The following is a 26,907-nucleotide window of genomic DNA, read 5'->3' as shown; positions in this document are numbered from 1 at the left end:
CGTTTATTATATTGTGATGCAAATTTGCTCCTATTATTCTATATTATTTGGCAATACCGGCCTAGCTAATAGATAGCCTTGTGCGTAGTCTATGCCTAAATTTTTGACAATCTCTAAAATTTGTGGAGTAGAGACAAACTCAGCCACGGTTTCATATCCTTGACGCTTAGCAAAATCTACAATCGTCATTACCACGCTTTGAGCATTTTTGTCAAATGGTAATTTAGATATGATAGAACCATCTATTTTGATATAATCTATATTTAATTCAAGCATTCTATAGTAGTTAGAATACCCGCTACCAAAGTCATCAAGACTAAGCCTACAGCCATAATTTTTAATCTCTTGAATAATTGGGTTTATAGCATCATAATCATCAACCCCTTCACTCTCTAAAATCTCAATGGTAAGATTTTGTGGATTAGAACAGCTATCTAGCTTTTGAATAAATAAATTTTTGACTGGTTCATTCATCATATCTACACTTGAGAGGTTGATAGAAAATCTCTTTTTATCCCCAAATCTCTCTAAAAGTTCAAAAGCACGATTGATAACTTGCTTGGTAAGTGCTAGATATAGCGATGTTAGCTTGGCCACACTTAAAAACTCATTTGGATAGTGAATTTGATTTTGTTGATCTAAAATACGAATTAAAATCTCATATGAGCTAATTTTTGGTTTATTTTCTCTAATATCAAATATTCCTTGACACTCGACAATTACTCTATTTTCATTTAAGGCGTATTGAATTAGTCGTGTAATGGTGGCGTTTTTTTGATAGTTTTTCTCTATTGGGTTATCGTGATTATAAAAACTAAAACTTAAATCTTTATCCTTAGCATCTTGAGCAGCTAAAATAGCTTGAGTTAGTCTATTTAAATTTGGCTTATCTTCATTTGAGCTAATACCAATGGTAATAGAAATATTTGGTAAAATCTCAAATCCGCCCTCAGTCTGAATGGTGATATTTTTGGATTTGAAATATTCTAAAAGATATTTTATATCTTTTTTGATATTATCGCCTTTATACCAGATACAAAACTCATCAAGTTGCATTCTATATGCCATAGCGTCGATTTTATAAGTGCTAATAGCTAGTTTGATAGAGTTAGCAATTGCTACAAATATTAAATCAATTAAATCTGAGCGGTAAAAAAATCTTAAATTTACAAAATCTGTAATCATTAGATAAATTAGTGTGCCATTTTGGTTGGCTTTGATAGCATCATTGAGTGAGGTTAAATTTCTTAATCCTGTGAGATTATCAATATTTGAACTCTCTTGTAGTTGAGCGTTTTTGAAGTTTAATTCCTTACTAGTTAATCTCTCTTTTGTGATATCACGTTTTAGGATTATAGCTCCACTAATATCATTAAATTCATCTAACATTGGTATCGCAACTATATTTTCGTAGATAAGAATTCCATCTTTTGATTTGCTCACAAATTCGTTATATGTTTTAACATCTTTGCTTTGGCAAATTTCATCAAATATATCAGTTCCTTGCATATTCATATTTAATGCACTTAGCTCTTGATTTATAATATCTTCTTGGCTAAAACTGCTTGAATTTATAAATGAATTATTTACACTTGATATTCTTCCAAATTTGTCTAAGATTATTATTTGATTTGGGTTGCTATCAATAAGATAGGCAAGCTGCTTTAGCTTAGCTTTATTACTGCGATTTTGATTGCTTAAAATCCCATTTTTAGTCAAAGCTAAAAATGCTACAACTAGTAAAAATACTGAACATGTAATAAGCGCATATAAAGCAGAGTTAAAATGCTCTATTGAGTGATTTAGGAGTTGGTCAATTTTGCTTTCAATTTTTAGTGCTTTGTTTTGGATTTTAAGGTTTGGAATAGTGATTAAGTTATCATTTACATGCTGAATTTTGATTAAAAATTCATAATCAAACTGCTCCCTTGGCTCGTTAATTAGCTTGGTTAGATACCTATCAAACTCATCTCTATTAAAATCAGATATAAATCTTGAGTTGATTAACAAAGCATAAGCTTGTGCCATTTGTTTAAAATCTATAGTATTTGGTAGTTCTTTGTTTAGCTCAAATAGACTTTTAGAGATATCTTGACGGATTATATAATAATTTCTAATGATATCATTTCTGGTTTTTAATCTGCTTTTTAATGTGTCTAAAAGTTCAACATGTTCAACATTATAAAATAGTTTTGTAATAATAAAATTTGAGCTGATTTTATCCATTAAAGTGTTGATTTCATTAATACTATTTTCGGTATTTTCAATTGTCGTATGGATATTTTGGAGGTCAATTTGCAGATACAATTCCTCATTTAAGCGCTTTAATTCGGCAAAATCATATAATCGCTCATCTGTTTTTAATAAAATTTGCCCAGTTGATATGATAAAATAAAGGCATACCAAGACAAAAAATATCAATACAATTCTTATAATATTAGTTTTTAAAATATTTGCTTTCAAAATATCATAACTTTCACGCAAGTGGCGATGCTCTCACTGATCTCATCGCCTTTTGCTAGGTTTATTATCTTGTTTTTTATCTCATCTTTTGTGTAGTTTTTACCGCTAATCTCTAAATGCCAGGCCAAATTCTCCACCATATCATCTAAGCTTCTTGTGGCAATTCTATTCTCATTTATAATTTTGGATTTGAATTTGATATTTTTGGTTTTTAGAAACTCTTCAAGCTTAGCTATAGGTGCTGACATATCAGGTCTATTAGAATTACTTTTAAAAAGCTCTAATAAATTTGATTTTCTAGGTTTGAGCCAATTCATATATATATGCGTATTAGCAAGATTATAAAATATCTCAAAATCCTCATCGCTCCTAAGTGCGGGCGACATAGTCAAAAATGCTATATCAAATTTATTATCTTTGATATCGTTTATTTGGTTATTTGCGGTTTGTATGTTGGTTATATTGTGTTCTTTGGCGCTTAAACTTAAAATCTCAAGCATAGAATCACTGATATCTAAGGCCAAAACGCTTTTACTCATTTTGGCTAAATGTAAGCTATATACGCCAGTTCCAGCGCCTATATCAATTACGCTTTTATCAGCAAAGCTAACCCCGCACTCATCCAAAAAAGCGAAAAATTCCGTCTCAAATGGACGCATAATGGGGCTAAATTTAGGATATGTTTTGGACTTTTTATTCCAAATTTCACGCATATAACTACCTTAGGATTGTTTGCTAAATTTTATCAATTTTTGCTTTAAATAAATTTAAGTCAAATCAGATATAATTTTACACTTAATTTTATGGAGAAAATATGGTTAGATTTAGCTTGATTTTGGCATTTTTGGTTGGAGTGATTTGGGCTAAGCCGGTAGTGAGTGCAAGTATTTTGCCAACGGCGTTTTTTGTTGAGCAAATTGGTGCTAGTAGTGTTGAGGTTAATACGATTGTTCAAGAATTTGCCGATCCACACTCGTTTGAGCCTCGAGCTAGCGATATGAAAAAGCTTGAAAATAGCGATCTTTTCTTTGCAGTTGGAATAGAATATGAGGATGTTTGGTTGCCTAAATTTAGCAAGACATTTCCAAATTTAAAAGTTATAAAAACTCAAGGCAAAACACCAAAATATGATAAAATCACTCATGATGATCACCACGAACATGGCGATCATAAACATGAAGAACATAAGCATGAATTTGATACTCACATATGGCTAGATCCTATAATGGTAAAGGAACAATCTAAAATAATTGCTAATGCTTTAAGTCAAAAATATCCACAAAATAGCGAACTCTATAGCCAAAATTTGGATAAATTTAATCAAGAAATTGATAAATTAGATAGTTATATAAAAGATAGTTTAAAAGATTTAAAAAATAGAAAATTTATGGTTTTTCATCCATCTTGGGGATATTTTGCTAAGCGTTATAATCTAACTCAAATCGCTATAGAATCAGGTGGCAAAGAGCCAAAGCCTGCTGCCCTTGCAAAGCTTATTAAAATGGCAAAGAGTGAAAATATCAAGGTGATTTTCATCTCGCCTGAGTTTAGTCAAAAATCAGCTAAATTAATCGCAGAACAAACTGGCGCAAAGTTAATAGAAATCAATCATTTATCAAAAAATTGGCTTGAAAATATGTATACAATTGCTGATATTTTTAAAAGTTCGCTATGAATATTGAGATTACAAATTTAAGCTTTGGCTATGATGATGGTAATATTTTTAAAAATTTAAATTTTAGCTACCATAGTAGAGATTTTTTAGCAATTATTGGACCAAATGGCGGAGGCAAAAGTACACTTTTAAAGCTAATGCTTGGAATATTAGAGCCACAATCTGGTAAAATTAGTATAGATTCTAAGCCGCCAAAATTAGCAAAAGAACTAATTGGCTATGTTCCGCAGTATATTCCAGTTAATAAAACCTTTCCAATGAGTGTTTTAGAAGTTGTACTGATGGGAAGACTGCGTAGTGGGCTATTTAAGTTCTATTCAAAAGCAGATAAAAATATGGCTATGCAAGCTCTTAAGATGGTAGGTATGCAAGATTTTAGCACCAGGGGAATTGGCGCACTTAGTGGCGGTCAAAGACAAAGAGTTTATATTGCTAGGGCATTAGTAAGTGGGGCTAGAATCTTAATGCTAGATGAGCCAACGGCTAGTATCGATACGCAAGGCCAAGCTCAAATTTATTCTGTATTAAAAGAGATAAACCAATCAAATGTAGGAGTAATTGCCATAAGTCATGATATAAATATGGCTATGAATTTTGCTACTAAAGTTGCCTATGTAAATAGTGGTAGCGTAGTGCTTCATGATATTTCAAATTTGGATAATAGAGAGTTTATAAATCATCTTAGTAAGAGTCATACACATTTTTGCGATGTTGAACTAGCGCTTAATAGTTGTGGTTGTGCTTCACATAAGGAGTAGTAGTGGAGATTTTAAGCTTTAGCTTTATGCAAAATGCTTTAGTTGCTGGGATTTTAGTTAGTATAGCGTGCGGTGTGATTGGTTCACTTATTGTGATAAATAAGATGACATTTATCGCTGGTGGTGTTGCACATGGGGCGTATGGCGGGATTGGAATAGCCTTTTTTTTAGGCGCATCTCCACTTCTTGGAGCGGCTGGGTTTGCAGTAGCAATTGGGCTACTTATCGCATTTATTAGTGGACAAAATCGTGATCGAATAGATAGCGTAATTGGTGCTATCTGGGCGTTTGGGATGGCTGTTGGGATTATTTTTGTTGATCTTAGTCCAGGATATAATGCTGATTTGATGAGCTATCTATTTGGTTCGATTTTAGCTGTAAGCACAGAAGATCTGATATTTATGGGTATTTTGGATGCTATTTTTATAGCTTTTGCTTTGCTTTTTTACACTCAAATTTGTGCTTTTTGCTTTGATAGTGAGTTTGCTAAGCTTCGTGGAGTAAATGTTAACTTTTTATACTATTTAATGAGCGCATTAATCGCACTTTGTGTAGTTAGTACTATTAGGGTTGTAGGACTTATTTTAGTAATTGCTTTGCTTAGTATTCCACCATATATTGCTGAGAAATTTAGTCCAAATTTGGCCATAATGATGGTTTTATCTGCGATTTTATCAGCTATATTTATATTTTGTGGGTTGATACTTAGCTACTATTTTGATCTTACTAGCGGAGCAGCAATTATCGCAGTAGCTACTGTGGTATTTTTTGTAGTGGAGTTTTATAAAAGAGGGTGATTAAATCCTCTTCATCATTGTCTCTAGCCAAGCTTTATCGAGCCACTGAGTATTATTATCTGAACGGTATTCAAAATTGTTACTTACGGCACGACCTTTTTCTCCAAGCCTATTAATAGCAAAATCAGCCTCTTTATCATAAAATTTAATAGATGGCCCAATTACATAATGATCATCAAATTCCAAGCTGTGCATAGTATCATCAGCACTTATCATTATTTCATGAAGTTTCTCGCCTGGACGAATTCCAATGATTTTAATAGGTAAATTTGGCGCTAGAGTCGCAGCTAAATCAATAATTTTCATAGATGGAATCTTAGGGATAAATAGCTCACCACCTTGCATTCTAGCAAAGTTTTTAAGAACAAATTTAACCCCATCTTCAAGTGTAATCCAAAATCTAGTCATTCTCTCATCTGTGATTGGTAGTTCTTTTGCGCCATTTGCGATTAGGTGCTTAAATAGTGGAACTACCGAACCTCTTGAGCCTACAACATTACCATATCTTACAACACTAAATCTAGTTGGGCTTGTGCCTGCGATATTATTGGCTGCTATAAAGAGTTTATCACTTGCAAGTTTAGTAGCACCGTATAAATTTACAGGATTGCACGCTTTATCAGTACTTAGAGCAATTACCTTTTCTACTCTATTTTTTAAACTAGCATTAATTACATTTTGAGCGCCATGAATATTGGTTTTAATACACTCCATTGGATTATATTCTGCGATTGGTACATGCTTCATCGCAGCAGCATGGATGACAAAATCTACACCATTCATAGCAGTGTTTAGTCTATTTTCATCACGCACGTCACCGATAAAATATCGCATTGATGAGCTTGAAAACTCCTGTGCCATTTCATATTGTTTTAATTCATCTCGTGAGTAGATTATTATTTTGTTTGGTTTATAATTTTCTAGCAATATTTTGGTATATTTTTTACCAAAACTACCAGTTCCACCAGTTATCAAAATATTTTTATTGTTAAACACTGCTATCTCCTAATATTAATGCATCTTAGCTGGAATTACTTTTTTAACCGGAATTTGGTTTAGTTCATAAGTTTTGCCATTGCTAAAGGTTAAATTTAAGTCTATATTGCTATTTTCATTGATTTGATTTTGAATACCTAAAAACATTATATGAAGTCCACCTGGTTTTAGTTCAACTGATGAATTAGCTGGGATTTTGATACTTGGAATTTGTATCATTTTTTTCATACCATTTTCTTCTATGTGAGTGTGAAGTTCAGTTACTTTACTTATATTGCTATTAGCTGAAATTAATTCAACATCGCTATTGCTTGTATTTTTAATTTTCATAAATGCAGCACTATTTTTAGCATTTGGTGGAGTTGCTTTGGCATATGGGTCAACTAATAAAACTTCAGCTTGTAAAGTAAGCATAGTTATAGCTGCTAAAGAGAAATATTTGAACATTACAATATCCTTATATAAAAATTTAAATAGGCCAAATTATACAGGAATTTAAATTAATTTTCAACCGATTTTGATATAATTTTGGAATTTAAAAATTTATAAAATTCAAGGAAAAACAGAGTGAAAAAGCTTATTTTGCTACTAATTTCAGCTTGTATGATTGCTGGTGAATTAGAAGACTTATACCTTCAAGGTGGTATCACAGCAGTGCAAAAAAAGATAGAAAAAAATCTTCAAAATCCAGAATACTGGAATAATAATTTAAAAGATATGAACTTGACATACGGCTACTATAGTAATAGCGATAGACTTATTATTGCAGTGGATAAAACTGCAAAGCAAATTTCAATAAATAGATATGAAAATGGTAATATTAAGGTGCTAAAAAGCAATGAGATAATCACTGGATTAATGGGCGAAAAACTAGCCGAGGGTGATCTAAAAACACCTGTAGGCGCATATGAGATTACTCGTAGATTTACCCCGCCAACAACATATTATGGGCCAGTTGCCTTTAGTCTTTCATATCCAAATTTATACGATAAGATGCGTAGTAGAACCGGTAGCGGGATTTGGATTCACGGCTATCCGATGGAGGGCGATGTAAGAGAAAACGAAGTAGAAACTAGAGGTTGTGTGGCGATGAAAAATGATCTGTTAATAGCCTTTGAAGATGTCGTAAAAAATAATAAATCCATTGTAATAATTAGTGAAAAAGGCTATCCGCAAGCTTTAACTTCAGATATTGCAGTGATTTTTGCTGGACTTTTTGCGTGGAAGGAAGCTTGGACGATAAGCGATTTGGATAGATATTTAAGCTTTTATAGTAGTGATTTTCGCCGTTTTGATGGAATGAAATTAAGCGAATTCTCGGCGATGAAAAAAAGAGTATTTAGTAAGAATGAAAGCAAGATAATTGAATTTAAAAACTTTACAATCGTACCATATCCTAGTACTGATAGTAAAAATATTTATCGTGTGAGCTTTGATGAGAGATATAGAGCTGATACATATAATTTTGATGGGCAAAAGGTGCTATATGTGGCTGTAGAAAATAATAAGATGAAAATATTAATAGAGGAGTAAAAATGAGCGATGATAAAGAGTTAGTTAAAAAGCAAATAGAAGAGTTTTTAGCTGCAAGGGGTAGATTTTTTGAAGTTTTGGATGCGAGTGTGCCTAAAAAGGGCAATAGCACGGCTTTTGACTTTGATGCTTGTAATGAACCAAGTCTAAAAGCACTATATAAAGAGTTTTACGCATATGATTATGCTGTAAGAAAGATGCTACCACATATCTATAAAAAATTTGATTTGAGTTTTAATGTCTGAGATCTTACTCTCTAAGAGTGCTTATGAGCATAATCTTACTCAAATTGCTAAAAAAGTAGGCTCTAAAAAACGAATAATTTCTGTATTAAAAGATAATGCTTATGGGCATGGGGCGCTTTTAATGGGGAAAATTGCAAAAGAGTTTGGCATAGAGATAACCTGCGTAAAAAGCGAGATAGAAGCTAGAGAACTAGCTGGATTATTTAAGAGTATTATAGTGCTTTCTCATCTGCCAACTGGAAATGAAAGTAGTGAGTTTATTTATGCTATTAATGATATTAGGGCTTTAGAGATTATTAGGCCTGGTACTCAAATTCATCTTGCTATTGATACTTTAATGCATAGAAACGGTATAGATGTAAGTCAGATTAAAAGCGCTATAGAGATTATTAAAAGACGAAATTTAGATCTAAAAGGTGCTTTTACTCACTTTAGAGCTAGCGATGAGCATGGGGCAGATTACTTCGTGCAAAAAGATAATTTTGAGCTAGCTAAAATTATGATAAGAGAGCTATTTAATAAAGAACTTATATTTCATTCTCATAACTCCGCAGCAATAGAAAGAGCTAGCGATGTAGGTGATGAGTATGTTCGTGCTGGGATGGCACAATTTGGGTATTCTGGATTTGATGAGAGCTTAGGATTAAAAAAAGTTTTAAAGCTATATGCAAATCGTGTAAGCTCTAGAGTATTAAAAGCTGGTCAAAGCGTGGGCTATGGTGGCGTATTTACAGCTAAATATGATATGAATATTGCTACATATGACCTTGGCTATGGAGATGGGTTGCTTCGTTATAATGGTAAAGGCGAGTTATATTTAGCCAATGGCGAGCCAATTTTAGGCAAGATGTCTATGGATAGTTTTAGTTCTACTGATATGGGTGAGAGAATCTGTGTATTTGATAATGCTGATATTTGGGCGGAATTTTTTGGGACTATTAATTATGATATTTTAGTCAAACTTAGCCCTACGATTGCTAGAAGAGTAGTAGAGTGATTGTTTAAATTTTTAGATTTAGATTATTAAATTTTTTGACTAAGTAAATTTAGATTAACCAAATTTTGGTTAATAAATTTTTAGATTATTAAATTCAAATCAATTTTTTAGATTAAGTGATTTTAGGTTAATAAAATTCTGTTATTTAAATTTAGATTTTAGATGATTAAATTTCTTTGGTTATTTGATTTTTAATTTTGAACCACATAATGGCTCAGCCGACGCATTGTCGGCTAGAGTCGTTATACATATCCTTGATCGATCATCGCATCAGCGACTTTTCTAAATCCTGCGATATTTGCGCCTAGAACAAGGTTGCCCGGTACGCCAAATTCAACAGAAGTTTCATAACTAGCTTCAAAGATATTTGTCATAATGCGGTGAAGTTTGCTATCTACTTCATCGAAAGTCCATTTTTGCATACTTGCGTTTTGTGCCATTTCTAATCCACTAGTTGCCACACCACCAGCATTTGCAGCCTTAGCAGGGCCAAATAAGAAATCTTTTTTGCTAAGCATAAAGTCAATAGCCTCAAGTGTGCTAGGCATATTTGCGCCTTCACAGACCAATCTACAACCATTATTATAAAGAGTTTTGATATCTTCTAAATTTAGCTCATTTTGTGTAGCACTTGGGAATGCAGCATCACATGGAACGCTCCAAATGCCATTTGTACCAGCTTTATACTCGCTAACAGGAGTGAATTTCGCACTAGGTTTAGCCGCTGCGTATTCGCTAAGGCCTTTTCTCTCAACCTCTTTAATGCGTTTTAATAGCTCTACATCGATACCTTCGCTATCATAGATAAATCCTGTTGAATCACTAACTGTTATAGGAAGTGCGCCAAGTTGATATAGTTTTTGAGCTGTATATATAGCCACATTGCCAGCACCGCTTATTGAACATTTTTTGCCTTCTAGGCTGCTATTTTGTTTTTTAAGCATCTCTTGAGCGAAATATACTGAGCCATAACCAGTAGCTTCTACTCTTACTAAGCTACCACCCCAGTCTAGTCCTTTACCAGTCAAAGCACCATCAAAGCGATTTGTTAGTTTTTTATATTGACCAAACATATAGCCAATTTCACGACCACCAACGCCGATATCGCCAGCTGGGACATCTTTTACATCGCCGATTAATTTGTATAATTCATTCATGAAAGCTTGACAAAATCTCATAATCTCGCCATCGCTTTTGCCTTTTGGATCGAAATTTGCGCCGCCTTTACCGCCGCCCATATTAAGACCTGTGAGTGAGTTTTTAAAGATTTGCTCAAAGCCTAAAAATTTGATGATATCAAGGCATACTGATGGGTGAAATCTCAAACCACCTTTATATGGTCCAAGAGCAGAGTTAAATTCTACACGATATCCGAAGTGTGAGCAAGGTTCGTTTTTGTCATTCATATAAGTCACTCTAAACATCGTAGTTCTTTCAGGCATTACAATACGATCTATGATTTTGTGATCTAGATACTTTTTCTCTTTTTCTAAAAGTGGTTCTAAAGTATGTAAAACCTCTGTAGCGGCTTGTAAAAATGTTGTTTGACCTGGACTTGACTTTTTGATATTTTCAAGTGTTTGGTTGATATACTCATGTACTGACATTGTAACTCCTATTGTGAAAATGTTTGTAGTTGGATTATATTTAATTTTTCTTAAATTTAATCTGAATATAGAAAAATTTGGGATAATTTTTGGTTATATTGTTACAAATTTACCCACTTTATGGGTAAAAATTATGCTTTTTTGCTAGAGAGATAAATTTTTTTAAAGCTCTTTTTTCTTTGGTATTCACACTATAACTAATGTGCTCTAGATACCATAAAATCAGGCTTGGTGATATATTTCTACTTTTTGAATATTCATTGAGTATGTATTTTGGTATCTTTATTTTTTGCCTTAAGAATTGATTAATAATTTTTTTATACAAATTTTGATTTTTATTACAGCAAAATAGTCCAAAAACAAAAGGTAATCCCGTTTTTTGATACCAAATTTCACCCATATCATAAAATTTATCCCCACCATCTTTTATATATTGTCTTAATGCTTCATCTCCTATTATTATCTCTCCATTAAGCGACAAAATTTTACCAAGCATATTTGAACTCTTAGATGCGGGGTCTAGTTTTTTGGGGCTATTTTTACGCACTAAGACTGATTTTACCGCACCTTTGGCGCATATTCCTAAATTTAGTTTTGTGTATTTTGGATTTCTGCTCTCTATGCTTGAGATGATGGCAGCATCGATTCGCCTTTTGCTTAGATCTTCGCATAATTTTGCCGGGGTGCCTTTTTTGAATTCAATAGATTTTTTAGTTTGATTGCTTAGCGGGTAGCGCTTTAAAAATACATGAAATGGAAGCAAATTTAGATAATCAATCTTGCCAAATAGCATATTTAAACCCTTTATAGTGTGTTATCTTCAGCGTCTTTAAGGGCTGAGATTTATAGCCTTTATGGCTTAAAATTTGGATTAAATATATGGATTATACCCCAAATTTGCTTAATTTTTGAGCCTTAGCGCAAGGGATTGTATCTAAAATAATCAAAATATATTAAGCTATTTTTCTTATCGCCGATTTATGGATTATATTTCAAATAAAAAGAGATTTTATGAAAAAATTTGCTTTAGCAACTATTTTTTAGTTTTTGCTCTTTTTTCAGCAGATAATTTTATCTTTTATTTTAATAATGGCGAACTTAGAGTTGCTGATATTAGGGCATATTAATTAACTTTGGGCGATTAATTCGCCTAAAGCTCAACGCAAGAAAGGTTTAAAATGAATATTAGCTTGCTATCATCAAATACATTTCAAATTCAAATTAATCAAAAATTGCCAAAAATAGAGCTAAATTTCGCTCAAACAGAGCAAATAAAACAAGATGAAAACACTGATAGATTTGGTAGAAAAATAGAGTATTATGATTATTATGCAGGATCTTACGGAGACATAAATATAGTCCAAAAATATGGAACAACAACACAAACCAAAGAAGAAGCATTGGATGAATTTATCACTAGACAAACAAAGAGTATTTTAGATGGTGCTTTGTATAATTCAACATTTGGTGTGTCAGATATAAAAGGTATATCAGAAGTAAGAGAACACACTGCGACCATAGAGGATTTTGAGTATCCAACATTTGATAGTGGATATTTTTTTCATAATAATTATTATCAATATGGCAAAATCCCGCAAGAGTACTACCTAAATTCCTACGCAAACTCAAATTTAATTGATACTAAATTTGGTAAAGCGGAGCTATTTTTAGATTTAGCTGGAGATAATGATAGATTAGGGGTTGGAAGCTTTAGCTCAAATTCGCAGCTTTTTAGATTTGATAGTGATGGAAATGGATTTGTAGATAAAAATGACACCTACTTTGATAAATTAAAAATAAGAGCTTATGATAAAGATGGAAATGAGATTATCAAAAAACTTAGCGAAGTAGTTGATAGTATAAATTTAAAAGATTTCATAGATAGCAAGAGCAATGCCTTGAAAAAACTTGAAGCTCAAAAAGATAATTATGGAACAATAGAAGCTTATGAAAACTCATTACAATCGCTAAAAGATTATAATCCATACTCTATTTTTAAGCCTGAAGTAAGATATGAAAGTATGAATGAGAATGATATAAACGAGCTCTCAAAATTAGCCGATGAAGATGGCTGGATAGATATAAATTCAAATTCAGGAGCTTTTAATGGATTGCTTGGGATTGCTTACGCTAAGCAAGGAGTTGATGGGAGTTATAGATTAGAAGAGTTATCGAGTTATCCGCATACTACAAATTTTGGCTTTAATAATGTATTTGATACAACAACCAAAGAGTACTATTGGCGAGATAGCGATAAAAACTCTTATCAAAATCAACAATACACGAGATTTATGAATTTATATAATGATTATATGAGCGAGCTTAAAAATAGAGATGATTATATAAATGAATTTGATGATGAAACAAAGGCAAAGTATCAAAATGTAAAATCTAGCGTTATGCTGTCTATAGAGCGTGAATTTAGCTCTGCGACCGGACTTAACTTCACCTTAGAAAATCTACAAAAAGTTAAAGATAGCTTTGAAAAAGATAGAGCAAATACCGCAAATATGCTTAAAGACACAGACGCATTAACAGCTATAAGAATTAATAAAAATGGCACATTTACCCTTAAATTTAACAGCGGAAGGGAGATAATCGTAAATGAGCTTTATAAAGATAGCGGTAAGGCTTTTGATATAGAGCTAAATTTAAATGCTAAATTCGCCACTCAAATAGAGCTAAATCAAGATATAGATTTGGTGGTGAGCGCAGCTAAAATCCAAGATAAAATCACAGGGCAAATCGAGATAAAATCCCTAAAAGATCTAGGCGTAGAGATAATCAAAAAGTTATCAAATAACAAATTCGCACTCCAAACAAACGATGGTAAAACCATAATCATAGATCAAATTTACACTAGATTTATGCCAAATAATCAAAATGATATAAATTTAATAGATGATAAGGATAAATTTTACCCAAAACCGCTTAGAATTTGGGTTTAAAATAGCTTTAGTATCTGTTTATTATAAAAAAGTATTATTATAAAGATATAAAAGGAAAAATAGTGAAAAAGTATATTTTTGCTCTTGCTTTGGTTTTACCTTTGTTTGCTCAAGAGAGATTAATCCATGTTTATAAGTCGCCATCATGTGGTTGTTGTGGGCTTTGGGAAAGTTATATGGAGAAAAATGGCTATAAGATCAGTTCTCATGCTAGTGAGGATTTTATAAAAATTAAAGAAAAATTAAATATCAAAGATGAGTATCAAAGCTGTCACACAGGGGTTATCGATGGTTACGCTATTGAAGGGCATGTGCCTAGTAGCGCTGTGGATTGGTTATTAGAAAATAAGCCTAATGGCGTGATAGGAATTTCAGCCCCTGGTATGCCTATGGGGAGCCCTGGAATGGAGCAAGGAATAGAGGAGAAATATCCTGTAATTTTGATGAAAAAGGATGGCTCAAGCGAGATTTTTGGATATTATAAGGGTGATAAAAAGATTTAATTTGTTATGAAATTTAAATTTAGTATTAAATAAATTTAAATTAAGAAAAAATTTATATAAAATATTAATGAAATTTAATTTTGATAGTGATAACTGCATGATTATAAGCAGTTATCACTAAATTTATAAGTTAAAATAAATTTTTTAGCCTTTGTATATAAGCACTCTCATCAAACTCTTTTACCAGTGCCACTCCATCTTCTACAGCAGCTTTTGCCACGGCTGGCGCAACTGTGAATAAAACCCTAGGGTCAAATGGTTTTGGGATTATATAATCTTTGCCAAATTTAATTTGACTGACATTATAAGCTTTACAAACTTCGCTAGGGACGCTCTCTTTGGCTAGTTTGGCTAGGGCAATAGCGGCGGCTATTTTCATATTTTCGGTGATCTTTGTCGCTCTTACATCGAGCGCACCACGAAATATAAATGGAAATCCTAAGACATTATTTACCTGATTTGGATAGTCGCTTCTGCCTGTGCCGATGATGATATCATCTCTAATTTCATGAGCGATCTCTGGTCTGATCTCTGGCTCTGGATTGGCTAGAGCGAAGATTATAGGATTATTTGCCATGCTTTTTACCATATCAGGCGTTAGAAGTTTAGCTTTAGAAAGACCTAAAAACATATCAGCACCTCTTAAAGCATCGCCCAAAGTTCTATCATCTGTATCTATGGCAAATTCCATTTTTTGCTCGGTTAAATCATCTCTTTTTGAGTGGATAACTCCCTTGCTATCACACATAATTATATTTTTAACACCAACGCTTTGATACATTTTCGCACATGCTATTCCGGCTGCTCCGCTACCGCTTACTACAACTTTAATTTTGCTAATATCCTTACCATTTATCTCTAAAGCATTTAATAATCCCGCTGTTGTGATGATAGCTGTGCCGTGCTGATCATCGTGCATTACAGGGATATTTACGCTTTCTTGAAGTTTTTTCTCTATGTAAAAGCATTTTGGTGCGGCGATATCTTCTAAGTTTATACCACCAAAAGTTGGGGCTAGAGCTTTACAAATTTCAACTATCTTATCTGGGTCTTTCTCGTCAAGTTCGATATCAAAGGCATCTACATTGGCAAATTTTTTAAATAAAACAGATTTGCCCTCCATAACAGGTTTTCCAGCGATAGCACCGATATCGCCAAGGCCTAAAACCGCCGTGCTATCTGTGATTACGGCTACTAGATTGCCTTTGTTTGTGTATTTGTAGGCTAATTCGTTGTTTGCACTTATCTCCATACAAGGTTCAGCAACTCCTGGGCTATATGCTAGACTTAAATCTTCAGCACTCACACAAGGTTTTTTGACATTGATTTCTATCTTGCCATCTATGTGATAATCAAGAGCTTTTTGTTTTAAACTCATATTCTTTCCTTAAATTTAACTTTAAATTTTAAAATAATATAGAATTATAACTTAAATTTATTTCATTATAGGTAAATATTTAAATAATAGATAAAATTTATTATTTATATGTTACTTTTGGTAAATTAAATGGTAAATTTAAGCTATATTTAATAAAATAAAAGCCAGAGCCTTAAGCTCTAGCTAAGTTTTATAAAGATTTTAGGAAGTTTTGGATTCTTGATTTTAACTCATCAAGACCGATAAATTCTATAACTTCAAAGATACTTGGGCTTACCGCACTACCTGTGATTGCTATTCTAATTGGTTGGGCTAGATCTTTTAGCTTTTTGCCTTTTTGAGTTAGAAATTCATTTGTCATCTCCTCAACTGCCTTAGCATCCATATTGGCATTACCAAGAGAGTTGGCAAATTCGCTTAAAAGTAGCTTATTATCATCATTTATAAATTTTTTCACAGCATTTTGGTCATAATTTGTTGGTTGATTGATGATAGCAAGAGCCGAAGCTTTTAGTTCTAAGAGAGTTTTTGAACGCTCTCTTAATAGATCTAGTAGCATTTGACCTTTATTTATTGCCCTAAAATCTAATCCAAAATATAGCATATCATCAGCTAATCTTTCAAATGGTAAAGTTTTTATGTAGTGAGCATTTAGCCATTCTAGTTTTGATGGATTATATGTAGAGGCTGATTTGCTTAAATTATATGGATCAAATAGCTCTAACATTTGATGCATACTAAATATCTCATCATCTCCATGGCTCCAGCCAAGACGCACTAAGAAATTTAGCAATGCCTCAGGTAGATAGCCCATATTTTTATACTCCATTACATCTGTTGCGCCGTGTCTTTTGCTTAGTTTTGCTCCATCGCTTCCATTGATCATAGCTACATGAAAAAACTCTGGAATTTTAAATCCAAGTGCTTCATATAGTATAATCTGTTTTGGTGTGTTGCTTAGGTGATCATCGCCTCTAATGATATGTGTAACTCCCATCAATGCATCATCTATCACAACACAAAAATTATATGTAGGCGACCCATCACTTCTAGCGATGATAAAATCATCTAAGATATCCTCGCAGTTAAATTTAATATACCCTTTTACTCCATCGGTAAATTCAATTACTCCATCAAGTGGAGCTTTTATACGAATTACAGGCTCAATGCCTTGTGGTGGTGTGCCATTAAAATCTCTATATCTGCCATCATATTTTGGTCTTTGCTTATTGGCTTCAGCCTCGGCTCTCATCTGTGCTAGCTCTTCTTGAGTAGTGTAGCATTTATAGGCTTTGCCATCTTTTAGTAGTTGATCAATATATTTTTTATAAATATCAAATCTTTTTGATTGATACTCTACTTCACCATCATAATCCAACCCACACCAATTAAAGGCTTCTCTAATAGCAATTGTAGCCTCTTGTGAGTTTCTTTTAAGATCGGTATCTTCTATGCGAAGTAGAAATTTACCGCCATTTTTGCGAGCATAAAGATAGCTATATAGTGCAGTTCTAAGCCCACCAATGTGTAAAAATCCAGTTGGAGATGGAGCAAATCTTGTAGTTAGCATTATAATTATCCTATTATTTATTTAAATTTGGATATAATTTTAGCTCAAATTTGCTTTAATAAAGGTTTTATATGATAAAAAATTTAATTTTTACAGCACTATTTTTGGCTATTTGTGCCGATGCTAGATTTGTAGGTGGTTTAGTTGCGACTGTAGATAATGAACCTATTACGACTTATGAGCTAAACACTACGATGACTAAGATGAATCTAAACAAAGAGGCTGCACTAAATCTACTAATAAAAGATAAACTTGAGCTTGCTCAAATAAAAAAGCTAAATATAACTGCAAGTCAATTAGAAATAGAACAAAAGATCGCCCAGTTAGCCAGTGCAAATAAAATGAGCGTTGAAACATTTAAATCAGTTATAAAATCTCGTGGTACAAGTGAAACACAAATGCGTGAAAATATGGAAATATCGATTAAAAAAGAGAAGCTTTATGCTGGAATTTTAAATACTCCAAACCAAAATATCACTCCACAAAATGCTAAAAGATTTTATGAAAATAATTCTGGAATGTTTTTGCAATTTGATAAGGTTAGCCTAATTCGTTATACTTCAAATGATCCACAGGCTTTAAATTTGCAAGCTAAAGATTATAAAGCAAAAATAAATGGAGTGCAAAAAGAGAATTTAAGTCTAAGTTCATCTGAGATTGCTCCTGGGTTAGTTTATATCTTTAATACTACCCCAAATGGTGAATTTACACCGATTTTAGAAGGACCAATGGGGTTAGAAAGATTTTATATAGTAGCTAAAAGTGGCTCAGTTTTACCGCCATTTGAAGTAGTAGAACAAGCTGTAGTAAATGCAATGGTAGAACAAGAAAGAGAGATTGCTATAATGGATTATTTTAATAAATTAAAGGTAAAAGCAAATATAAAATATATAAAATAATCTAAATTTGACTCTTTATTACATTTATTTTAGAGCTATTTTGAAGCTTTGCATCATCTTTGAAAATAGCTCTGACCTTATCCATGCCGATATAAAACTCCTTCATCAAGCTAAGCCATAAATATCTACCAAATTGAGTTGATTCTATATGGTTGTTTTGAATTTTTATCGCACCAACAAGCCTTAAGAGATTGAGTTCTAAATTTAGAGTTTTATATAGATTTATATTGTTTGTTTGATTAAATTTATCAATATCTATAAATCCACTAAAAATTTCGGTCAAAAATAGATATTTTACCCGCTCTTTTGAGCTAAATTTGCAATTTGCAATTACTGAACTTTGTTGGTTTTGAATCTTTTCATTATATTTATTTAGATTAAACGCATTGATAAAAAGCTCCCCACCAAGAAAACTAAATCCACCACTTCCAATTCCTAAATACTCATGTTTTGAGCTTACATATTCATCATTTAGGCTAGATTTTTCTTTAGCGTATGACCAGGCGTTATTTTTATGATAATCTTTGAAATTCTCCTCTATAATAGAGTAAAACTCATACTCGTTATCTTTGTAACTATTGCCTAAAGTAGAAGCAATTTTGTCTTTGGTTAAATTTGATTTCATCAACGGATAAAATGTAATTTGCTGCGCTTCAATACTTTTGGCTAGATTTATATCATTTAGTAGCATATCTTTGGTTTGATTTGGAAAGTTAAAGATTAGGTCTATACTTGTAACCGGTAAGATATTAATTGCATTTTTTAGTTTATTTACTAAATCAACACTTGAGCCAAATTTCTCATATCTGCCAACACGCTTTAAAATATCATCATTAAAGCTTTGCACACCAATACTTAACCGACTAATTAATCCTTTAAAGCGTTTAAGATTTGCAGGTTTTATATGGCTTGGGTCGCTCTCGCATGATATCTCATCTATATTAAAAAGCTTTTTGGCTAGCTCTAAGGTTTTTATCAGCTCATCTTCATTTATAAGAGTTGTGCCACCGCCAACATACATTGAGTTAAATTTATATCCTAATTCATGGATTTGCTCCATTTCTTGGCGAAGATTTTTAAAATACTCTTTAGCAAGGTTTTCATCATAGGCATATTTATGAAATGAACAATATGGACAAAATGTATGACAAAATGGTATATGCGCATATAGCATATAATTTATATTTGGATCTGGAAGTTTGGTTTTACTATTTTGTAATATATCTAAATTTAGTTGAGTTTTTAAAGATCTATTTAACGAATATTTTGCATATTTGAGCGCTAAATTTTGGACTATGGAGAGAGATTTCATCTGCTATAACTCTTTAAAATTGATTTAAATCGCAAATTATAGCAGATATTTTAAATTAAATATTAAATTTAACTTTATTTTAATTTTATAAGCTCAGATATTACCTCTACTAGCTCTTCTTGGCTATTTATGTGTTCAATATTGATAAGGTATTTACCATTTACTATAAATCCAGGAGTACCGCTAATTTTAGCTACCTCTAAAGCTTGGTTAGTTAATTTAGCATACTCTTTACCCTCATTTGAATCTGCGTAATCTAAGATAGATTGTATGCTAGCATTTTTCACCCCATTTGCTTTTAAAATGCTTACAGCTCTTTGGTAGAATTCTTCGCCATTTTTATATATTTTTTTATTTACAAAAGCATCTTCAAAAAAGCCTTTTAATACTTGATGAAAATTCGATTTTGCACTTAGGCTATTTATTCTATTTTTCTCATCTATGCTCTTAGCATAGCCTAAAACCTCGCTCATCACAAAACCAAATTCGCCCATTTGACGCACTTGCCACTCATCATATTTAAGATCCGGCAGGATTTCAGATATAAACTTTAGTGTCCCAGCCCTAAAGTGATTATAGCAGTGAATACATCCATAGCTAAAGATCTCTATAACGCTATTTTGAGCATCTTTAAACTGCGCATGAGAAGGTAGTTTGATATACTCTTTACCTTCAGTGATAGCATTTGCCCCTACTGCTAGTAAAAGTAAAAATGCTGTGATAAATTTTTTAAATTTCATTTTAACCTCTTTATTTTAGATTTTTAAAGCTTAGTGGTAGTTCTAAATTTAAACCTTTTACTAGCTTTATTGTATTTTGAAGCTCATCAATTGACTTGCTTACTACTCTTACTTCATCACCTCTAATTGATGCATTTACCTTGATTTTAGCCTCTTTTATCGCTTTTGTAATTTTTTTAGCATTATCGCTATCAAGGGTATCATTTAGTTTTAGTATGCATTTTGTATTACCGCCACTTGCGTTTTCTCTGCTTTTTTCGCTAAGTGCAACTGGTGGTATTTCTCGTTTGATTAATTTGCTTATTACTATATCTTTTAGCGCATCTATTTTAGAGTCGCTAGAGCTTAAAAGAGTAATGGTTTTATCTTTTTCATTTAGCTCAATTTCAGCCTTTAACCCTTTAAAATCAAACCTATTTGCAACCTCTTTTTTAGCTACTTCTAGAGCGTTTTTGACCTCCATCATATCGACACTTGCACTTATATCAAAGCTATGTTCATCAGCCATTTTTACCCCTTTATGAAATCTTCTATATTTTTAGCACTTAGCTCGATTAATTTTCTTCTAGCTTCTACACTTGCCCACGCAATATGTGGAGTAATCATTAATCTATCTTTATTTTTTACTTTTAATAAAGGATGATCGGCTCTAATTGGCTCTTTTTCAAGCACATCAGTAACAAAATAAATTTCACGCTCATCTATAATTTGGGCGATTTTTTCCTCATCTATTATACCGCCACGACCGCTATTTACAAGCATTGCGCCATCTTTTAGCTGGTTTAGGGCATTAGCATCAAATAGATTTTTTGTATTTTCATTTAATGGAGCGTGAATGCTTATTATATCGCACTGTAAAGCCTCTTTAAAGCTTACTCTTTTAAATTTGCTATTTGAGTTGTTTCCACTTGTTGAATAGTAGCAAACATCGCAACCAAAAGCTTGAGCGATTTTAGCTATTTCAAGACCGATTGTGCCAAGACCAACTACGCAAAATCTTTTACCGCTAAGTTCGAAAATTGGTCTATCTAAATTTACAAATATTGGACTTTTTGCCCAACCATCGCTATTTTTGCCATAGTTTTCATAGTAGCTTGTACTATTTCTAATGGCTAAGATATTGGCAAAAGTTTGTTGAGCTACGCTACTAGTGGAGTAGCCAGCTACATTTTTAACTGGAATATTAGCCTCTTTTGCAGCTTCTAAATCGATATTATTTACCCCTGTTGCGGTTACGCAGATTAATTTTAAATTTGTTTGAGCAATAACATCTTTTGTAATTAATACTTTATTTGTTAATACTATATCTGCATTTTGAAGTCTTTGAACTGTTTGATTAGCCTCAGTCATATTATAGCTAACAAACTCACCAAATTTGCCAAATACAGCATCTAAATCTACATCATTACCTAATGTATCAGCATCTAGACATACTATTTTCATATTTTTCCTTTTATAAGCAATGGCTTTAATATTAACATTTTTTTATTAATTTTGAGCGCTAAATTTGCAAATATTTACAAATTTTGCCGATCTATTTGGTAGAATATATAAAAATAAAAGGTAAAATCATGGCAATAGGTCCAGTAGCAAGTATGGTATATGTAAATCAAAATGCTCCAGTTGCAGCATCAGTGCAAAGCGATTTTCAATCTAAGTTAGATATGCAAATGGCAATGAATGCTGCAGCGTCAACTGAAAAGAAAAAAGAGATCGAAGAAACTCGCCCAACTGAGGAGAGCTACAGAATTGATCCAGAAAATGAGCATGAAAAACAGACGCAAAAAGAGGATTTAAATGGGCAAAATCACAAGCCAAAGCACAATGATAAAGAAAGTGATGAATTTGAGCTTGATGAGAGTAATGATGGCGAATTTGATGAAATGGATGGGATTGAGTTTAAAAGATTAGATATAGTGGTGTAATATGAGATATATATTTTTAGCGCTTTTTTGTATAGCATTACAAGCTGGAGATATTAACAAAATAGATATTGTAGTAGCTAAGCGTGGAATGCTTGGGGCATATATTTATGGAGCTGGCACAAGTAATGTTATAGTAAGTTTTGATGGAGAGAGGATAGAGAGCTGTCGCATTGATGGAGTTAGCAGTTTGCTAGATAGAGTAGTAAGGCAGTGGGCTTTGCAATGTAAGCTACCAAATAGGGCTGGAAAGGTTGAGATAAAATATTTTGATACATATAATAAGCGTCAAACAGTAGCCAAATTCATCAACTAAATTTGGTTAAATTTTAGCTAAATTTGGGTAAAATCACAGCTTTTAAGGATTGTTTATGAAAAAGAGAATTTTTGTTGGGGTCGCTTTGTTTGCGGCCTTTTTGGCAGTTGTGGTGCTAGATATTTTTTGGCTAAATTTTGCTATTTTTGGCGTACTTTTGGCTATTGCTGTGCTAGAGAGTCTAAAGCTTTATGGACTTAAGGAAAAGTCGCTTGCAGTGATTGCAGTGGCATTTTTTACACTACTACCTTTTATTGGTGGAATTCAAGATATTTTTAAGATAATACTTCTAAATTTGATTGTAGTAGCTAGTGTTTTAGCATATACTAAAAATGAGAATTTAAAGATAATTTTGCCATTTATATATCCAACTGCACCAATGTTTATACTCTTTGCAATTTATCAAAGTTATGGAATTGAGGCACTATTTTGGCTTATTTTTAGCGTGGTGGCTAGTGATAGTGGGGCCTATTTTATAGGAAAATTTTTTGGCAAAAGAAATTTTAGTGCTTCAAGCCCAAATAAGACTCTTGAAGGTGTTGTAGGCGGATTTGTGATTGGGTCTGTATTTGGTGTGGCTGCTGGGTTATTTTTGATGGATATAGACTTTTTAATTGTTATTTTATGTTCAGTTAGTGTGGTAATTTTTGGGATATTTGGAGATCTATTTGAGAGTTATTTAAAGCGTTTAGCTGGTGTTAAAGATAGTGGTGTAATACTAGGTGAACAGGGTGGATTATTAGATAGAATGGATGGATATCTATTTGGCGTCTTGGCGATGTATATGGTGCTTGTATGATAATTCTTGGTAGCAGTGGAAGTATCGGTCTAAATGCATTAAATTTAGCCAAAGAGTATAACTTAAAAGTCGATGCTTTAGCATGTAAAAGTAGCCTTAAAGTATTAAATGCACAAATAGAGGAATTTTCTCCAAAATTAGTATATATAGATGATGATAGCTTAAAACCTTTGGTAAATCACAAATTTGTTTTTAGCAAAAAAGATGGAATAGAGAAATTTTTAATAGCATGTGATGAGCAAAGTCATGGCTCAAAACTTATAAATGCTTTTGTAGGATTTGATGGATTAGTGCCTAGTGTGATGGCTTTAAAGTTGGGATTTGATCTGGCTTTGGCAAATAAAGAGAGTCTTGTAGCTGGTGGGCAATTCTTAGATTGTTCAAAGATTACGCCAATTGATAGTGAGCATTTCGGACTAAAATTTTTGCTAAAAGATCGCCCACGGTTGCATAGATTGATTATTACAGCAAGTGGTGGTGCCTTTTATGGGCGTGATATTTCTAGTTTAAAAGATGCTAGTGTAGAAGATGCATTAAAACATCCTAATTGGAATATGGGGGCAAAGATTACTATTGATAGCGCTACAATGGTAAATAAGCTATTTGAGATTATTGAAGCGTTTTGGCTATATGGATGCCAAAATATAGAAGCATATATAGAAAGAAAGTCTTTAATTCACGCACTTATCGAATTTAAAGATGGCTCTACAACTGCGCATATATCAAAGCCAGATATGAGATTAGCTATTGCTCATGCCATAGGTCTTAATAATCAAAGAATTATTGAAAATTTAGATATTGCAAAATTACAAAATATAACTCTTGAGCCAATTGATTTAGAGCGATATAGGGCTTTTAGTTTAAAAGATAATCTCTTGCAAAATCCACAAATTGGTGCAATTATAAATGCTGCAAATGATGAAATAGTAGCAGGATTTTTAAGTAAGAAGGTTAAATTTAACTCCATTAGTAGTGCGATTTTTGATGCTTTGGATAGATTTTCTTGTTTTAAACTAGATAGCTTAGAGTCTGTAATCGAGATAAATCAAAAAGTAAGAGAGTATGTAAAACATAGATATATTAGTTAAATTTTATCAATTTTTAACAAAAAATTATTAAAATATGAGAAATTAAAGGAATTATATTGCGTAAAATTATTGCATTTTTAACTATTTTTATATTTGCTAGTTATGCTTATGGCGAGTTTTCTTTAATAAAACTTGGCATTGATAATAACAATACTGTACTTGTAACTGGCGGAATTCAAGGCGATGAACCAGGTGGATTTATGTCTGCTAATTTATTAGCTCGTGGATATGAGATTACATCAGGATCGCTATATGTAGTGCCAAATTTAAATATGCCAAGCATTATTAAAAAATCTCGTGGCATAAATGGAGATATGAATCGCAAATTTGATATACTTTCAGATAAAGACCCTGAAAAAGATATAGTAGAACAGATTAAATCTTTAGTTTTACAACCTAATATTACTATGCTTATAAATTTGCACGATGGAAGTGGTTTTTATCGTCCAAAATATATAAATAAAATGATGAATCCAAATCGCTGGGGAAATATTGCTATTATTGACCAAGCAACTCTGCCAAATGCTATATATGGCGATTTAGAAGCTACTGCAAATAAGGTAGTAAAAGAGTTAAATAAGCACCTTTTAGATCCAAAGCATAAATACCATTTACGCAACACGCATACAGCCAAAGGTGATAAAGAGATGTTAAAGAGCCTTTCATATTTTGCGATAAAAAATGGTAAGGCAGCATATGCAAATGAAGCGAGTAAAACCTTGCCGGTGCATGAGAGAGTTTATTATCATTTAATTGCAGTAGAAGAGTATTTAAAGCTAGCCGGGATCGAATTTAAGCGTAAATTTAAGCTAACACCGCAAGGCGTTAAAAAGGCGCTTGATGAGGATTTATCTGTTTTAGTGTGCGGAAAGTTTATGTTTTATTCGCCAAAATCTCGCTTAGGTTATATTCCGCTTTCAAATGATGGCGAGCTAGAGTTTGATTGTGATAATGCTTTAGTTGCTCTTACTAAAAATAAAGATGAATATAATATCCATTATGGCAATAAGATTGTAACAAGATTTACGCCGCAGTTTTTTGAGTATTCAAATTTGATTAATGAAATTGAAATTCGCATAGATGAAAGAGAGCCTAAATTTGTAATTTTAGGACAAAAAATTAGTGCTAAAAATAGCTTTGAGATAATCAAAAGAGATGGGGTAAGAACCAATATAATAGGCTATGGCACAACCCCAGTAGATGAAAGCGGTATAAAAATTAGTAAAGATATGATAAAATCACGCTTTTCTATGGATAAAGATGAGTCAATTTATAGGGTTGAATTTTATGAAGAGACAGACTCAAAAGATAAATTTATTGGTATGATTTTGGTGGAGTTTGTAAAGTGATTTTAGGGATTGAGAGTAGTTGTGATGATAGTTCAGTAGCACTTTTGGGTTTAGATTTAGAGCTAAAATATCATAAAAAAATTAGCCAAGAATTAGAACATAGCAAATATGGTGGTGTTGTGCCTGAGCTAGCTGCAAGACTTCATACCGCAGCATTACCAAATTTGATTAAAGAGATTCAGCCATATTTTAAGGATATTAAAGCAATTGCAGTAACAAATCAACCCGGTCTTAGTGTAAGTCTTGTTGGTGGAGTAAGTGTAGCAAAAGCACTTGCTATTGGATTAAATTTACCATTAATTGAGGTAAACCACTTAGTAGGACATATTTTTTCGCTATTTTTAGAAGAATCTGAACAGCTGCCTCTTGGTGTTTTATTAGTTAGTGGCGGTCATACTATGATTTTATATGTTGATGAAAATGGAGATATTACCACACTAGCTTCGACTAGCGATGATAGCTTTGGCGAGAGTTTTGATAAGGTTGCTAAAATGATGGGACTAGGTTATCCTGGTGGAGTGGCAATTGAGAATTTAGCTAAACAATCAAATAGTCATAGATATAAATTTACTATTCCATTAAAGGGTGATAAAAGATTAGAATATAGCTTTTCAGGGCTTAAAAATCAAGTTAGATTAGAAATAGAAAAGAGTGTAGAAAATAACAGCCAAGATATTGATTTTGCCGATATCGCAGCTGGATTTGAAAGGGCTGCATGTGAACATATTATAGATAAGCTTAATAGGATTTGTATAGAATATAAATTTAAAAATCTAGGCGTAGTAGGCGGAGCAAGCGCAAATATATATCTACGCAGTATGCTTCTTAAGTTGTGTGATAAATTTGATATAAATTTACTAGTAGCACCAATGGAATTTTGTAGTGATAATGCTGCTATGATAGCAAGAGCTGGATTGGCAAAATTTAAAAAAAATAAATTTACCCAATCAAAAGAGCTAAAAATTAGCCCTCGTTCAAGCTTAAGCTCAATTTACTTGTGATATAATAAGCA

General features: G+C 32.5%; 27 protein-coding genes. 15 read left to right on the top strand and 12 right to left on the bottom strand.

Going from position 1 to position 26,907, the window contains the following annotated elements:
- Nucleotides 1-33: 33 nt before the first annotated feature.
- Nucleotides 34-2,421: a sensor domain-containing phosphodiesterase gene (locus CIGNP91_RS01310; RefSeq protein ID WP_180383191.1), complete on the bottom strand. Its 2,388-nt coding sequence runs from the start codon at nt 2,419-2,421 to the stop codon at nt 34-36.
- Between the two features lie 38 nt (nt 2,422-2,459).
- Nucleotides 2,460-3,176, bottom strand: a complete 717-nt coding sequence (locus CIGNP91_RS01305; protein WP_086253141.1) for a class I SAM-dependent methyltransferase — start codon at nt 3,174-3,176, stop codon at nt 2,460-2,462.
- 101 nt (nt 3,177-3,277) lie between these two features.
- Between CIGNP91_RS01305 and CIGNP91_RS01300 the strand changes: the two genes are divergently transcribed.
- Genes CIGNP91_RS01300 through CIGNP91_RS01290 form a run of 3 tightly spaced genes read left to right on the top strand, consistent with a single transcriptional unit; the run spans nt 3,278 to nt 5,693 of the window.
- Entirely contained in the window at nt 3,278-4,138 is an 861-nt protein-coding gene (locus CIGNP91_RS01300; RefSeq protein ID WP_086253140.1) for a metal ABC transporter solute-binding protein, Zn/Mn family, read from the top strand.
- The gene (locus tag CIGNP91_RS01295; RefSeq protein ID WP_086228315.1) at nt 4,135-4,896 is read left to right on the top strand and encodes a metal ABC transporter ATP-binding protein; all 762 of its coding nucleotides are present in this window, start codon (nt 4,135-4,137) and stop codon (nt 4,894-4,896) included. Before CIGNP91_RS01300 ends, CIGNP91_RS01295 begins: the two co-directional genes overlap by 4 nt.
- Nucleotides 4,897-4,922: 26 nt before the next feature.
- Complete coding sequence (locus CIGNP91_RS01290) at nt 4,923-5,693, top strand: metal ABC transporter permease (RefSeq protein WP_086232344.1); 771 nt, start codon at nt 4,923-4,925, stop codon at nt 5,691-5,693.
- Here CIGNP91_RS01290 and pseB read toward each other — a convergent pair whose 3' ends face one another.
- The gene (pseB, locus tag CIGNP91_RS01285) at nt 5,694-6,689 is read right to left on the bottom strand and encodes a UDP-N-acetylglucosamine 4,6-dehydratase (inverting) (protein ID WP_086227258.1); all 996 of its coding nucleotides are present in this window, start codon (nt 6,687-6,689) and stop codon (nt 5,694-5,696) included.
- 15 nt (nt 6,690-6,704) lie between these two features.
- Nucleotides 6,705-7,136, bottom strand: coding sequence for a copper chaperone PCu(A)C (locus CIGNP91_RS01280; RefSeq protein WP_086229400.1), 432 nt, complete (start codon nt 7,134-7,136; stop codon nt 6,705-6,707).
- 120 nt (nt 7,137-7,256) lie between these two features.
- Here CIGNP91_RS01280 and CIGNP91_RS01275 point away from each other — a divergent pair, with 120 nt between their 5' ends.
- The 3 genes from CIGNP91_RS01275 to CIGNP91_RS01265 are packed head-to-tail and all read left to right on the top strand — an operon-like array spanning nt 7,257 to nt 9,464.
- Nucleotides 7,257-8,222: a L,D-transpeptidase family protein gene (locus CIGNP91_RS01275; protein WP_086253139.1), complete on the top strand. Its 966-nt coding sequence runs from the start codon at nt 7,257-7,259 to the stop codon at nt 8,220-8,222.
- Between the two features lie 2 nt (nt 8,223-8,224).
- Complete coding sequence (gene cmeU / locus CIGNP91_RS01270) at nt 8,225-8,467, top strand: CmeU family protein (protein WP_086225325.1); 243 nt, start codon at nt 8,225-8,227, stop codon at nt 8,465-8,467.
- Nucleotides 8,460-9,464 carry an alanine racemase gene (locus tag CIGNP91_RS01265; protein ID WP_086243159.1) on the top strand — a complete coding sequence of 335 codons (1,005 nt, stop codon included), beginning with the start codon at nt 8,460-8,462 and terminating at the stop codon, nt 9,462-9,464. The genes cmeU and CIGNP91_RS01265 overlap by 8 nt, the downstream gene beginning before the upstream one ends.
- 242 nt (nt 9,465-9,706) lie before the next feature.
- On the opposite strand, the gene gdhA is transcribed toward CIGNP91_RS01265, so the two are convergent.
- The gene (gene gdhA, locus CIGNP91_RS01260) at nt 9,707-11,071 is read right to left on the bottom strand and encodes an NADP-specific glutamate dehydrogenase (RefSeq protein WP_086225327.1); all 1,365 of its coding nucleotides are present in this window, start codon (nt 11,069-11,071) and stop codon (nt 9,707-9,709) included.
- 118 nt (nt 11,072-11,189) lie between these two features.
- Complete coding sequence (locus CIGNP91_RS01255) at nt 11,190-11,864, bottom strand: MqnA/MqnD/SBP family protein (RefSeq protein ID WP_086253138.1); 675 nt, start codon at nt 11,862-11,864, stop codon at nt 11,190-11,192.
- Nucleotides 11,865-12,249: 385 nt separating this feature from the next.
- On the opposite strand from CIGNP91_RS01255, the gene CIGNP91_RS01250 reads away from it, so the two are divergent.
- Both CIGNP91_RS01250 and CIGNP91_RS01245 read left to right on the top strand, forming a co-directional pair.
- A complete protein-coding gene (locus CIGNP91_RS01250) occupies nt 12,250-14,019 on the top strand; it encodes a hypothetical protein (protein ID WP_086253137.1) in 1,770 nt (589 codons plus the stop codon).
- 62 nt (nt 14,020-14,081) lie between these two features.
- Complete coding sequence (locus CIGNP91_RS01245; protein WP_147499070.1) at nt 14,082-14,522, top strand: DUF411 domain-containing protein; 441 nt, start codon at nt 14,082-14,084, stop codon at nt 14,520-14,522.
- A 130-nt stretch (nt 14,523-14,652) separates the two neighbouring features.
- On the opposite strand, the gene CIGNP91_RS01240 is transcribed toward CIGNP91_RS01245, so the two are convergent.
- Nucleotides 14,653-15,900 (bottom strand): malic enzyme-like NAD(P)-binding protein, encoded by a 1,248-nt coding sequence (locus CIGNP91_RS01240; protein WP_086253136.1) that lies wholly within the window; start codon nt 15,898-15,900, stop codon nt 14,653-14,655.
- 190 nt (nt 15,901-16,090) lie between these two features.
- Nucleotides 16,091-17,470 (bottom strand): glutamate--tRNA ligase, encoded by a 1,380-nt coding sequence (gene gltX / locus CIGNP91_RS01235; RefSeq protein ID WP_086229406.1) that lies wholly within the window; start codon nt 17,468-17,470, stop codon nt 16,091-16,093.
- A 71-nt stretch (nt 17,471-17,541) separates the two neighbouring features.
- Between gltX and CIGNP91_RS01230 the strand changes: the two genes are divergently transcribed.
- Nucleotides 17,542-18,369, top strand: a complete 828-nt coding sequence (locus CIGNP91_RS01230) for a peptidylprolyl isomerase (protein ID WP_179187010.1) — start codon at nt 17,542-17,544, stop codon at nt 18,367-18,369.
- A 1-nt stretch (nt 18,370) separates the two neighbouring features.
- Here CIGNP91_RS01230 and CIGNP91_RS01225 read toward each other — a convergent pair whose 3' ends face one another.
- From CIGNP91_RS01225 to CIGNP91_RS01210, 4 genes are all read right to left on the bottom strand, one after another.
- Entirely contained in the window at nt 18,371-19,681 is a 1,311-nt protein-coding gene (locus tag CIGNP91_RS01225) for a coproporphyrinogen III oxidase family protein (RefSeq protein ID WP_086253135.1), read from the bottom strand.
- A 74-nt stretch (nt 19,682-19,755) separates the two neighbouring features.
- Nucleotides 19,756-20,421: a disulfide isomerase gene (locus CIGNP91_RS01220; protein ID WP_086253134.1), complete on the bottom strand. Its 666-nt coding sequence runs from the start codon at nt 20,419-20,421 to the stop codon at nt 19,756-19,758.
- Between the two features lie 10 nt (nt 20,422-20,431).
- Nucleotides 20,432-20,929, bottom strand: coding sequence for a YajQ family cyclic di-GMP-binding protein (locus tag CIGNP91_RS01215; protein ID WP_086229409.1), 498 nt, complete (start codon nt 20,927-20,929; stop codon nt 20,432-20,434).
- Between the two features lie 2 nt (nt 20,930-20,931).
- Nucleotides 20,932-21,864 (bottom strand): D-2-hydroxyacid dehydrogenase, encoded by a 933-nt coding sequence (locus tag CIGNP91_RS01210; protein WP_086253133.1) that lies wholly within the window; start codon nt 21,862-21,864, stop codon nt 20,932-20,934.
- A 128-nt stretch (nt 21,865-21,992) separates the two neighbouring features.
- Between CIGNP91_RS01210 and CIGNP91_RS01205 the strand changes: the two genes are divergently transcribed.
- Genes CIGNP91_RS01205 through tsaD form a run of 6 tightly spaced genes read left to right on the top strand, consistent with a single transcriptional unit; the run spans nt 21,993 to nt 26,896 of the window.
- Nucleotides 21,993-22,346 carry a hypothetical protein gene (locus CIGNP91_RS01205; RefSeq protein ID WP_086228304.1) on the top strand — a complete coding sequence of 118 codons (354 nt, stop codon included), beginning with the start codon at nt 21,993-21,995 and terminating at the stop codon, nt 22,344-22,346.
- Nucleotide 22,347: 1 nt separating this feature from the next.
- On the top strand, nt 22,348-22,659 hold the full coding sequence (locus CIGNP91_RS01200) for a hypothetical protein (protein WP_086233410.1): 312 nt from the start codon (nt 22,348-22,350) through the stop codon (nt 22,657-22,659).
- Nucleotides 22,660-22,714: 55 nt separating this feature from the next.
- Complete coding sequence (locus CIGNP91_RS01195) at nt 22,715-23,458, top strand: phosphatidate cytidylyltransferase (RefSeq protein ID WP_086253132.1); 744 nt, start codon at nt 22,715-22,717, stop codon at nt 23,456-23,458.
- Nucleotides 23,455-24,546 (top strand): 1-deoxy-D-xylulose-5-phosphate reductoisomerase, encoded by a 1,092-nt coding sequence (gene dxr / locus CIGNP91_RS01190; RefSeq protein WP_086253131.1) that lies wholly within the window; start codon nt 23,455-23,457, stop codon nt 24,544-24,546. The genes CIGNP91_RS01195 and dxr overlap by 4 nt, the downstream gene beginning before the upstream one ends.
- Nucleotides 24,547-24,602: 56 nt before the next feature.
- Nucleotides 24,603-25,895 carry a M99 family carboxypeptidase catalytic domain-containing protein gene (locus tag CIGNP91_RS01185; protein ID WP_236848353.1) on the top strand — a complete coding sequence of 431 codons (1,293 nt, stop codon included), beginning with the start codon at nt 24,603-24,605 and terminating at the stop codon, nt 25,893-25,895.
- Nucleotides 25,892-26,896 carry a tRNA (adenosine(37)-N6)-threonylcarbamoyltransferase complex transferase subunit TsaD gene (gene tsaD / locus CIGNP91_RS01180; protein WP_086252235.1) on the top strand — a complete coding sequence of 335 codons (1,005 nt, stop codon included), beginning with the start codon at nt 25,892-25,894 and terminating at the stop codon, nt 26,894-26,896. Before CIGNP91_RS01185 ends, tsaD begins: the two co-directional genes overlap by 4 nt.
- The last annotated feature ends 11 nt before the right edge of the window (nt 26,897-26,907 follow it).

It is taken from the genome of Campylobacter sp. P091, assembly GCF_002138935.1.
In the GTDB taxonomy this organism is placed as follows: domain Bacteria; phylum Campylobacterota; class Campylobacteria; order Campylobacterales; family Campylobacteraceae; genus Campylobacter; species Campylobacter devanensis.
Note: the sequence above shows the minus strand (reverse complement) of the source record. Positions and strands in the feature narration are given on the sequence as shown.